Below are 11,193 nucleotides of genomic sequence, written 5' to 3' on the forward strand. Positions count from 1 at the left end.
CCTTGCGGGCCCGCTTGAACCCGGCATCCGATGCGAGGAAGGTTTCCAGCATGACAGGAACCAGGGTTTCGGGTTTTTCTTCGGCGCCATAGGTCTCGGCATAGATCGCCGCATAGTCGGCAAGCGCGGACGCGAGATCGGGTTCAACAGAGAGGGTCAGTTTGACCGGCGTGCGATCCGGCAGTTGGGCAATGCGAAGGCTCATCAGCGGCCTCCCTGAGAATAAGGCCGCAGGACAAGATCACGCGTCACGATGACCCGCACCGGCCAGCCGGGCCGGATACGAAGGGTCGGCTGGATGCCGAGGTTGCGATCAACGACGCGCTCCCCGGCCTCAGACACGCTGTCGCCGAACCCGCGCCGTATGGCACGTTCGATATCATCCTCGTCTGATCCTAGTTCCGCGCCGATGCCGAGAACTGTCGCAAGACCAGCGGCGACAAATACCCGGTCCCAGTGATGGTCTGTGCGGTCAGAAAGGCCCGCAAAACCCTGCTTGTCTGCGGCAGGTTCAGATATCTGCACAGAACTGCCATCCGGGAAGATCACTCGGTCCCAGATCAATAGTGCGCGCTGCTGGCCGAATGAGATTTCAGACTGGTAGCGCCCGATCAGCCGGGTACCCTGCGGAATGAGAAGATAAGCTCCGGTGACGGTGTCATAGACCGGCTGGGTGACCTGCCCGATGACCGAACCCGGCAGATCCGAGTTGAGGCCTGTCACAAGCGAAGCCGGGATAAGCGTGCCCGCCATGACCTGGTAGGGCGAGACCGGTGTCTCGAGATCATGCGGGTTGTAAATCGCCCCATCGCGTGCCTCGTCCGCGAAGGCGATCTTGCGGGCTTGCAAGTTGTCATCCTTACCTGGACCTGTCGGCAAGGCACCGGCGCTTTGGCTAGCGAGCGCCAGCAGCTCAGAGCCGAACGAGGCCGGAACTCCGGCAGACGGCAGGGATGCCGGCCCGATGCTCGGCCCAGCGCCAATGTCAAAGAATACGGAGGATTTGCCCGCTGCGTCGGCAAGCTTAGCCGCGACAAGACGTTCGGCCCGAAGGGCTTCATCTTCAGGCGAGGGCCTGAAATCATCCGAGGCTGCGACATCCCACTCCGGATCGAGCCCCCATTCGCGTTCCTCCGAAACCACTGTCCCGCCGAGGTCGCCGGCCATGGGTGCGCCAAGCTTTGGCGTTCCGGGCGACGGCGTCCAGGTCGCATAGGACGAGGGAAGTTCTGCCAGTCCATCCGGCGCGCGCTTCGTGGCCGTGTTGTAAAGTTCCTGGCGAGCCGCGGGATCGACGGCCTTGGGCGGATCGAGCGCAATGGAGGCGGCAGCAAAGAGCCCCAGCACACCGACCCCGGCGCCGACCATCAGGACTTTCCGGTTGATCCGTGTGACGGGTCGCGGCCGCGCGCGCAGTTTCAGGGCCTCGGCCTGCTGCGGGAAAGGGGCTGGCTCGCTCATCCCTTGCTCCCGAACAGGCTCGCGAGACCAGACCTCGGTTCGCGTTTGCGGATCCGCACCACGGTCTGGGATTTCTCACCAAGGCGAAGCTCAGCGGCCCGGAAGAGATGATCGACAATGTAGTAATTGCCCTTGAGGCGATAATTGACGAGTTCGGCCTCGCCAGAAGCGCCAAGGACAAAGAGGGGCGGGGCCTCCATGGTCGACAACCCTTCCGGCATCTGGATGAAAACCTGCCGCCCATCATCGAACACGCGGACGGGTCGCCAGTCTGGATGGTCACCATCGATCAGGTAATCAAAGTCCAGCCGGTCGAGTGCAACACCCGGCATGATTGATGTCTCTTCCCGCGCGAGCGCTGCGCTGTTGCGAGAGATGAGTTGCGAGAGCTCGTCGGCCGGATAGCGCCAGGACAACGCCGCCATATAGGTGCCGTCACCGCTCTCCAGTTCCAGATGATAGGTCCGCCGGTCTGTCGCAATCATGAGATTGGTCGAGAGGCCGGCGCCGATCGGTTTGACCAGAACATGTGCGCGTGCTGTTCCGCCTGAACCGGAGGATGTATCTCCCACAATCCAGCGCACCGTATCGCCAGCCGAGACAGAGACCAGCGTCTCGCCGGGCTGCAGCGCAATGTCGGAGACCTGTCCCGGCGCGGCATACAATCTGTACAGCGCTCCTTCTGTATAGGGATAGACCTGAATGGCATTTACATAGCCGTCCACGGACGGTTCGATCCGGGCTTCTGATGTGCCCTTGCGGATCGTCTCGGAGGGCGAGGTATAGACACGGGTTACCTTGCGCTTGACCCCGTCGACCGGTTTCATCTGGCCGGGAAGCGGCAAAGGTGTTGGTGTTTCGACGATCTCGACAGGACGGGGCTCTGCGTCCTCGACCTGCGCGGCGGCGATAAACAGTTCCGGCTGGATCGGCGCGGCCTCCGGAACGCTGGCGCAGGCGGTGGCAAGGGCCAATGTGGATACCAGTGTGAGAGTGCGGATCATGGGTTGTCTCCTGTGACAAGGTCTTCGCCCCAATTGAGGCTGTGGATGTAGAGGCCGAGCGGGTTGGCGCGGAGCGTCGGCGCATCGCGCGGCGGGGAGTGGATCAGGGTGAAGAGGCCGGTGAACCGTTTGACGCCGGTCAGCGCGCCATTCTCGTAGGTCTTCTCAAGCCAGCGCGCCTGGAAGGACTCGTCCGAGACGCGGACGACACTTACGACATCGACACTGCGCGAGCGACGTCCGATCTCGGCGAAGGGGTCATTGTCGCGGGCATAATCGCTGAGCGTGATGGCGGCCTTGTCGGTCACATAATCATATGCCGCGAGCCAGTTCTGCCGGACGATGACAGGATCGATGGAAAGGCTGCGGACATCGGAGATGAAGTTGGCGAGGTGATGGGCGACCTGCGCATCGGTCGGGTCGTAATTGGCGAGGGCAGGGCCGACGGCTTTCACAGAGCCTGTGTCGTCCACTTCGACCACATATGGCGTCACCGTGGATTGCAGGCTGCGCCAAACAAGGGCGGCTGAAGAGGCCGTCAGAAGGACCAGCAACCCGAGTGCCATCAGCCGCCAGTTCCTGGCCTGTACGCGGGCAGATCCGATCCGGTCATCCCAGATCTGGCCGGCTTTCTGGTAAGGCGTTTCGGGATGCGGGCTTTGCCCGTAATGGGTGGAAGTTCGCCTGAACATGGGATCAGTCCTCGTCTCTTTGAAGTTTCGGGTTCTCACCAGCCATGCCGCGGTCGCCATCTTTCAGAGCGTGCACCGTGATGGCCCCGGCATGCTGCAGGCGTTGTTCTGTGCGCAGGCGCCGGGCCCAGGCCGGGCTTGAACCGCTGGTTCCGGCATCGCTGACGCCCGTAGATGCTGTGCTCCCGCCGGTTGCCGCAAAGGCGGCTTCACTGCCGCGCCTGTAAGCATTTCGGGCGCCTTGCAAGGGCCGTCCGGCCATGCGCCGCATGGCGTCCGAGCCAGCCTGCGCCATACCTGTGGCTCCAGCGAGATGCCCGCGCCAGCCGGTGGCGCCGGAACCAAGCCGTCCAAGGTCATACGAGGTGCGAGCCGCGCCCGACATTGAGGCCCCGGCCTTGACCGCTGCCGACGCCCCGACAATTGCGGCGCGTCCAGCAGCGATTGTGCCTGTGCCTGCGAGGATCGCGCCCGCACCCACAGCGGCTGTTGTGCCGACGACCGAACCGGCGCCAAGCTGCGGCGCCCCGGTGACAAGGCCTGACGCAATGCCCGGTGCGAACACGCCCATCCAGAGAAAGACGATGGCGGCCAGAACGGTCCCCATGACTTGCGCAAGGGTGACGTCGCCCGGGCCGGTGAAAGCATCGGTGATGGAGGTAAAGAGGGTCGAGCCGATGCCAATGACGACAGCGAGGACCATGAGCTTGATACCGGATGTGACGACATTGCCGAGGACGCGTTCGGCGAGAAAGCTGGTCCTGTTCCAGAGCGCGAACGGGATCAGCACGAACCCAGCCAGCGTCGTTAGCTTGAATTCCAGGATCGCCACGAAGAGCTGAACCGCGAGCACGAAGAAGGCGACGAGGATGATCGCCCAGGCCAGGAACATGACAGCGATCAGGATAAAATTGTGAAAGAAGCTGATTGGACCAAGCATGTCGCCGATTTCGGCCAGCAAGGGTTCTGCCGCCTCGAACCCGACCCCGGCAATATAACCCGGTCGCATAAGGTCGCCTGCCGTCAGCGTGCTGGAGCCCGCTTTCACACCGAGGCTCGCAAAGCTCTCGAACACGATATTGGCGAGCAGGGTGAAGTTGCCGATGATGAAGGCGAAGAAGCCGACATAGAGCACCTTCTTCAGCAGTCCTGACATCACATCGGCATTCTGCGACAGAGCCCAGAAGAGACCGGCGAGCGTGATGTCGATCACGATCAGCGTTGTTGTCAGGTAAGCGACATCGCCGGCAAGCAGGCCGAAGCCTGAATCGATATAGGCAATGAAGGTTTCGAGGAACCGGTCGATGACGCCCATCTCTTCCATGACGGGTCAGTCTCCGAGGAAGGATTTAAGACGGGCCCGGCCGCGTTCGGCCTCTTCAAGCTCACGTGCCCGGTCGAAGGCTATGGCCCGGTAATGGGCGGCCATCAGCGCTTCCATCTGGATCAGCTGTTCGGCCGAGAGTGCACCGATCTGGTTGCCGGCCTGCAGGGCCTGGAGATTGCCGATGGCTGTCTGGCTCTCATCCACCAAGCCGGTCAGTGCCTCGGAATCCTCGGCATTGTTGCGCACAGTCTCAGCGACCATGAGGAGCGTGTGCTTGTGCGCGCTGCGGGACTGGCGCCACCGGGCCCGGGCATCCTCGACCAGCACATCCGAGGCAGGCGGCGTGTCGCCATAGGTTTCAGGATAGAGGTCCTCATACTCGTCCTCGACCTCTTCCACGCCGTACCCTATGCCTTCAGCATCGCGCATGAGTTCTCCGATGCGGCGGATGCGGTCGGCAATGATGGCGCGGGCAACTTCGACAGGCAGGGTTTCGAGATCGCGCGCCATTTTCTCGATCATGTCGATCTCATGGGTGAGCTGGCGAACCTGGTTATCGATTTCCTGAAGCGCTCGCACGGCCTGCAGGATGTTCTGGGCGTGGTTGGCCGGGTCGTAGACAGCAAGCTGCGCCGAGGCGGGCGGGGCCATCAGGCCAGACAGCGGAATGGCAACAAGCGCGACGGAAGACAGAAGGGCTTTCATTTGGGGGCTCCTATTCAGCGGCGATTTGTGGGAGGGGTGCGCTCGGCTGCTCGGCCAGCAGGTCGGCGGCCCAGCCAAGCTGTTTCAGCTCCAGCCAGCTCCGGGCGAAGCCCGCTTCCGCGTCGGCCTCAAGACACTGATCCATGAGCTTCTGGTCGGCAGGGGAGGCGGCGCCGCAGAAGGCAAGCGCGACTTCGCCGAGGCCCAGCTCGAAGAGCCGGCAGCCAAGCGGCGAGGTATAGTAATAGTCCCGCTTCGGGGTGGCCTTGGCGAGAATGTCGATCTGGCGGTCGTTCAGCCCGAAGCGGCGATAGATCGCCTGGGCAGTCGGTTCGAGTGCCCGCTCATTCGGCAGGAAGATCCGCGTCGGGCAGGATTCGATCAGGGCCGGGGCAATGGAGGCGCCTTCAATGTCGGCCAGCGACTGGGTTGCGAACACGACGGCCACATTCTTCTTGCGCAGCGTCTTCAGCCAGTCGCGCAGCCGCGCCGCAAACACCGGATGATCCAAGAACAGCCAGGCCTCATCGAGGATAAGCAGGGTTGGGCGACCATCGAAGCGGTCTTCCACGCGGTGGAAGAGATAAGTAATGACCGGCGCGACCGCAGACGGGGTCTGCATCAGCTCGTCCATCTCGAAACAGGCTACAGATGACAAGTCGAGCGCTTCAGCATCGCTGTCGAGCAGGTGCCCATGGGCGCCTTCCAGCGTGTAGGGATGGAGCGCCGCTTTCAACGTATCGGATTGCAGGATCAGGCTGAGCCCTGTCAGTGTCCGTTCGGCAACAGGCGCTGAAGCCAGTGTCTGCACCGCGTCCCACAAGACGGACTTCAGGTCCGGCGTGACCGTCACGCCTTCGGCTTCGATCAGGCCGAGCAGCCAGTCTGCGGCAAAGCTCGCGCCGCGCTCGGTATCGATGTCTTTCAGAGGTTGCAGCGCCGGACGCTCATCGCCCGCGAGCGGCAACCAGGTGCCGCCCATGGCGAGCGTCACCGCCCGCGCCGAACGGCCCTTGTCGAAGATGAAGGCCTGCGCGTCCTCGTATCGTTGCCATTGCGCCGCGAGGAGCGACAGGAGCACCGACTTGCCGGAGCCTGTCGGGCCGATGATCAGCGTATGGCCGACATCGCCGACATGCAGGTTGAGCCGGAACGGCGTGGTGACTTCGGTCTGGGCCTCTATAAGCGCGCGATCTGCGAGGTGATCGTTCCACGCATCACCTGCCCAGACTGAAGAGATCGGCACGAGGTGAGCGAGGTTCAGTGTATGGAGGATCGGCTGGCGCACATTGGCGTAGACATGGCCCGGCAGCGAGCCGAGCCAGGCTTCGACGGCGTTCAATGTCTCGCGGATCGTCGTGAACCCGCGCCCATTGATCACCCGCTCGACGGCGCGGGTGCGTTCCTCGACTTCCTCGCGGGAGGCGCCCATCAGTGTCAGCGTGGTCGTGACATATCCGTAGGAGACGAGGTCCGAACCGAGCTCCTGCAGGGCCGCATCGGCGTCCAGTGCCTTGTTGTCGGCATCATTGTCGAGCAGCGCGGCCTGTTCGTTGAACAGCGTCTCCCGAAGGACCGCGCCAACGGATTTGCGTTTGGCAAACCAGTGCCGGCGCTTCTTCGCAAGAAGCTTCTCTGCTTCGGCCTTGTCCAGCGCGATGTAGCGCGTCGTCCAGCGATAGGAAAAGCCTAGGCGGTTGAGTTCATCCAGCATGCCGGGCAGGGTCGAGGCCGGAAAGCCGAGCAGGGTAAGCGTCGCAAGGTGTGCCTCGCCAATCCGCGGCTCCAGTCCGCCCGCGAAGCTTTCATCGGCGAGCACCGCATCGAGAAAAACTGGCAGTTCCGGAACCGACACGTTGTGCCGTTTCGACGATATACAGGCATGGAGATAGGTGAGCGTCTCTTCGTCCGAGAGCGGATGGATCTCATCCAGGGCCGTCGCAAGAAGATCGAGCGTCTGCGCGGCGCGTGTCTGGAAATGTTCGAGCCGCTGGCGCCAGTCCTCACCATCCCGCTTCTCGGGCCGCTCGATCAGCGCCTTCTCGGCCCGGCCCGTCGCATCGGCCGGCGGGAGCCAGAGCAGAGTGAGATAATAGGCGCTCTCGAACTGGGCGCCGGTCTCTTCGGCGGCTGCGCGTCGTTCCTGCTCAATCAGCCAGGCTGCCGGGCATTCAAAAGAGCTTTCCTCTAGCGATACGGCTTCCGCCCGCACCGCTTCGAAGACGAGCGCCCAGCCGGACCCGAACCGGCGGAGAACATTGTTGACCCGTGCAGTGACTGCAACGAGTTCGGCTTCTGTCGAGCTTTCAAGGTCGGGGCCCCGATAGCGGAAGCTTGCCTGGAAGGCGCCGTCCTTGTTGAGGACGACGCCCGGCGCGACGAGGCACGCCCAGGGGAGGTAGTCTGAGAGGTGTGCCGGTTTCGCCGCGTATTCGGAAAGGTTCAGCATGAAAGATGTTCCTTGTGACGGGCAGACCGGATTGCGACGGCGAGAAAATCCGGATCGGACCGGGCCATGAGGACGGCTAGCGAGTGTCCCGCCACCCAGACCACAAGCCCCGGTATCCAGAGCCGGAGGCCGAGGGCCAAAGCGGCTGACAGCGTCCCGATGGCGATGGCGGCCGAACGTGGCGCGCCGGCCATCAGGATGGGTTCGGCGAGCGAGCGGTGGAGGGGGATCTCGTAGCCATCGAGCATCAGAGCACCGCGCCGCCGCCGAAGCTGAAGAAGGTCAGGAAGAACGATGTGGCCGCAAAGGCGATCGAGAGGCCGAACACGATCTGGATCAGCTTGCGGAACCCGCCTGACGTTTCCCCGAAGGCCAGCGTCAGCCCGGTCAGCGTGATGATGATCACCGCGACAATCCGGGCGACAGGGCCTTCGATCGATTGCAGGATCTGGTCGAGTGGGCCTTCCCAGGGCATGCCCGTGCCCGCGGCATGGGCGGGGAGCGATAACACGCTCACCGAAGCCAGCAGTACGCCGGCGTGAAGCGATCGGTTGAGGGCCTTTATCTGGTCGTAGAACATCGGTCGGTCTCCTTAATTGACAATGTTGAGAAAAGGGGCAGCCAGCGGCTCGGTCCGGTATTCGGCGCCGTCAAAGCCGGTAATCCGGAGTGCCTGCTCGACGCGGCGCGCGCCGCTCGCGCGGGACATGAAGACGATCACGTCGACCGCTTCGCCAATCAGGGCATGGGGAAGGGCAGTCGTCGCTTCCTCGACCAGCTGTTCGAGCCGCGTGAGTGCGCCGGAGGCTGAGTTTGCATGAAGCGTGGTGATTCCGCCTGGATGGCCGGTATTCCAGGCCTTGAGGAGATCGAGCGCCTCGCCGCCGCGCACCTCGCCGACGATGATCCGGTCAGGTCGGAGCCGCATGGTTGAGCGCACGAGATCGCGGAGTGTGATGCCGGACCGGTGCGTCCTGAGCTGAGTCACGTCCTCTGCTGAGCAACGGAGTTCGCGGGTGTCCTCCAGGATGACAATCCGGTCGTCTGCCAGAGCGGGCTCAGACAGGAGCGCATTGGTGAAGGTCGTCTTGCCCGACGAGGTTCCGCCCGCGACAACAATGTTAAGCCGGTCTTCCAGCGCCTGGCGCAGTCCGGCGCAGAGAGCGGGTGTCAGCGCGCCGGTCTCGACATAGGTATCAAGAGCAATCGGACAACCGGCAGGTTTGCGGATCGCAAAGCAGGGCGCTTCGGCAATTGGCGGCAGGATGCCTTCGAACCGTTCGCCTGAGCCCGGCAATTCGGCTGACACAATCGGCGAGGACCGGTCGCAGGCTTCTCCGACGGAGGAGGCGACAAGCCGGATGATCCGCTCGCGTTCGGCGCGGCCGAGCGTCTCGGATGCACAGCGCAAACCAAAGCCCGCCTTCTCGACCCAGACCGAGCCGTCGGGATTGGCGAGGATTTCGATCGTATCGGGAGCCGCCAGCGCTGCCCCAACCGGCCCATCAAAGGCGGTGCGGAGCATCGCCGTGCGGCGGGTCTCGGTTTCGCTGGGCTGGGGCATGGCAAACATGGCAGGGCGTGGTCCTCATCGCTGATGAGACCAAGATCACGTCGTTGCCGGTCGCTGCACAGATGGGCTAGAAGGGGACCGAAGGATGGGGAAGGATAGGGAAGGAGCCCAAACGGGCCAGTATCTACGCCGAAGTTTTGCCAACGCTGTGGCGTTGTGGAAAATGAGTTGAAGAATACCCGGGAGAATCTTGTTACCTAGGGGTTGAAACAACAAAGGCGACTCTCATTGGCTAAAGCGGCGTCAAAGCGAAGGAAAAAAATTGAGTTTCTCGACGGGTACCAGCTTGGCGAGACATACCTCGTCCCGCCCAACGCAAGAAGTGGCCGAGCGGGAATACTGGAAGGGTTTTCACCGACTGGAGATGAAGTCATTGTTCGCGAGTGGCGACGAAAAGCCGGTGACGAAGATCTCGTGGAGATTTGGAAACACGAGCTCCGGCAGCTCTATCGGCTCGCCGGCTATCCGGGGGCTAGCGAACTGATTTGCCAGGTTGCTGCAGCCGGATTTGACAAGGACTCTTATTATATTGTTCTTAGCCCGTCCCAACGCCGCCCACTGAAAGTGTTCCTTGAAAGTACAAGTTCACGCGCCGCGTGGTTGCGCGGGCTCTCCCAACCCCAAAACCGCATCCGCATTTGGAAAAATGTTCTTTGTATCGTGGATGGGATCGGGATCCTCCACAAAGAGGGAATAGTTCATCGCAACCTAGACGAATGGGCTATCTTGACGTCCGCAGGGGATGAACCCGACTTCCAGCTGACTGGTTTCGAATGGTCCCTCAGGCTGAGCAGCACTACTGACAAGAAGCTTGACGATTTATTGGGTGATAGTGGCGTAATTTCCTTTGCTAGGGATTGGCATGACTTGGCGCTCTTGATTGCCCGCCTGTTCAACATTGAAGAGCAGCGACTCGGTGACCCCAAGATCGCCGACCATCGTGTCCATGAGCACATAACAGCCGCCGAAGTGCGCCTGCTGAGGGACATGCGAGCCCCCGGCCTGTTCGACAATTTCAATAGCTCCCAAGTCCGGCAACGCATCAAGGAAATAATTACTAACCTTCAAGCCTTCTCGGTCGCGAATGAAGCGTCCTGGCTCCTTGTCTTCAACTTGTCGCAAACAAGCCCTCTCTCAAGGACAGTGAGGGAAGCGTCGTCGCAGGAAGTGGAAATGGACGACAAGGATGGACAGCTGAGATGGATCAGCGACGATCTGTCCCCGAGTGCAATGCTTGTTTCCACGGAGCATGATGGTCGTAAGCGCTTCTGGCTCAAGGGCAGGGAGCTTGCCTTTGAATTGCGCCAATTCGATTCGAGGAAGCGAACCCCGAGCTGGCGCATGGCGTTTGTGTCAAAAGGCATTCCGAAAGGAGAACTCATAAAGCCGTCCGAAGTCGAAGTGCCAATTCGCGTAGATGCGTTGAGGCTGTTTGATATCGGGAAAGCACATGAAGCGTTTGACAGGGTGATCGACAAGGCACCGGATTGGGAGACGCTGTTTTCGACCCTCAACAGCTCGGACAAGGACTTCTCGAGTCCATCCGACCGCCTGGTAACCGGATTCCATTTATTGCACGCGATCGATGTGGCGCTTGCCGCCACTCTCGCATTTCCAGTCGAAATTGTATCCCACCAATCCCAAGAGCGAACTATCAACCTAAAATACAGGCGCGATTCGTCGCTTGAGCGGCTCTCAAGCGCCCTGGGTATGGAACATCCTGCTGAACGCCTCGCGCAAGCGCTTGCCGAAGAGGAATTGGACAGCAGTGATGGTTGGATTCTCAGTGAGTCGCTCAATATTGGGCGTACCAGCCAATCAAACATTGAACTCGAATTTGCGCATCTCTCTGAAGAGCCGGCTGATGATCCGCTATATACATTTACGGAACAGTTGGGGGTCAATATTCCAGGCCGGAAAGGGTACCTGCAACCCTTGGACCTGGTCGGGACTGTCCGTCGTCAGGTATTTGAGACTTCAGG

Annotated in this window: 11 protein-coding genes; 1 reads left to right on the forward strand and 10 read right to left on the reverse strand. The window is 61.6% G+C overall.

The genetic code is table 11. From position 1 onward, the window contains the following. The 10 genes from HY36_RS09900 to trbB form a co-directional block, all read right to left on the reverse strand. A partial coding sequence (locus tag HY36_RS09900) for a DUF2274 domain-containing protein (RefSeq protein WP_035552016.1) occupies positions 1 to 205 on the reverse strand: 205 nt, incomplete at its 3' end. Beyond that, on the reverse strand, positions 205 to 1,461 hold the full coding sequence (locus HY36_RS09905; RefSeq protein WP_035552018.1) for a TrbI/VirB10 family protein: 1,257 nt from the start codon (positions 1,459 to 1,461) through the stop codon (positions 205 to 207). The genes HY36_RS09905 and HY36_RS09900, both read right to left, overlap by 1 nt. Further along, entirely contained in the window at positions 1,458 to 2,465 is a 1,008-nt protein-coding gene (trbG, locus tag HY36_RS09910) for a P-type conjugative transfer protein TrbG (protein WP_035552021.1), read from the reverse strand. Before trbG ends, HY36_RS09905 begins: the two co-directional genes overlap by 4 nt. Then, positions 2,462 to 3,157, reverse strand: a complete 696-nt coding sequence (gene trbF / locus HY36_RS09915) for a conjugal transfer protein TrbF (RefSeq protein WP_035552024.1) — start codon at positions 3,155 to 3,157, stop codon at positions 2,462 to 2,464. The genes trbG and trbF overlap by 4 nt, the downstream gene beginning before the upstream one ends. Before the next feature lie 4 nt (positions 3,158 to 3,161). Then, entirely contained in the window at positions 3,162 to 4,481 is a 1,320-nt protein-coding gene (gene trbL, locus HY36_RS09920) for a P-type conjugative transfer protein TrbL (protein ID WP_035552026.1), read from the reverse strand. A gap of 6 nt (positions 4,482 to 4,487) precedes the next feature. Beyond that, positions 4,488 to 5,189 carry a P-type conjugative transfer protein TrbJ gene (gene trbJ, locus HY36_RS09925; protein ID WP_035552029.1) on the reverse strand — a complete coding sequence of 234 codons (702 nt, stop codon included), beginning with the start codon at positions 5,187 to 5,189 and terminating at the stop codon, positions 4,488 to 4,490. A gap of 10 nt (positions 5,190 to 5,199) precedes the next feature. After that, entirely contained in the window at positions 5,200 to 7,638 is a 2,439-nt protein-coding gene (gene trbE / locus HY36_RS09930) for a conjugal transfer protein TrbE (RefSeq protein ID WP_035552032.1), read from the reverse strand. Continuing rightward, complete coding sequence (locus tag HY36_RS09935; RefSeq protein WP_034798589.1) at positions 7,632 to 7,886, reverse strand: VirB3 family type IV secretion system protein; 255 nt, start codon at positions 7,884 to 7,886, stop codon at positions 7,632 to 7,634. Before HY36_RS09935 ends, trbE begins: the two co-directional genes overlap by 7 nt. Continuing rightward, positions 7,886 to 8,218: a TrbC/VirB2 family protein gene (locus HY36_RS09940; protein ID WP_051602683.1), complete on the reverse strand. Its 333-nt coding sequence runs from the start codon at positions 8,216 to 8,218 to the stop codon at positions 7,886 to 7,888. Before HY36_RS09940 ends, HY36_RS09935 begins: the two co-directional genes overlap by 1 nt. A gap of 12 nt (positions 8,219 to 8,230) precedes the next feature. Beyond that, positions 8,231 to 9,211, reverse strand: a complete 981-nt coding sequence (trbB, locus tag HY36_RS09945; RefSeq protein WP_035552034.1) for a P-type conjugative transfer ATPase TrbB — start codon at positions 9,209 to 9,211, stop codon at positions 8,231 to 8,233. A 228-nt stretch (positions 9,212 to 9,439) separates the two neighbouring features. Between trbB and HY36_RS09950 the strand changes: the two genes are divergently transcribed. Next, positions 9,440 to 11,193: hypothetical protein (locus HY36_RS09950; RefSeq protein WP_155841849.1), on the forward strand; the 1,754-nt coding region annotated here is incomplete at its 3' end.

This window comes from Hyphomonas atlantica corrig. (assembly GCF_000682715.1).
GTDB classification, from domain to species: domain Bacteria; phylum Pseudomonadota; class Alphaproteobacteria; order Caulobacterales; family Hyphomonadaceae; genus Hyphomonas; species Hyphomonas atlantica.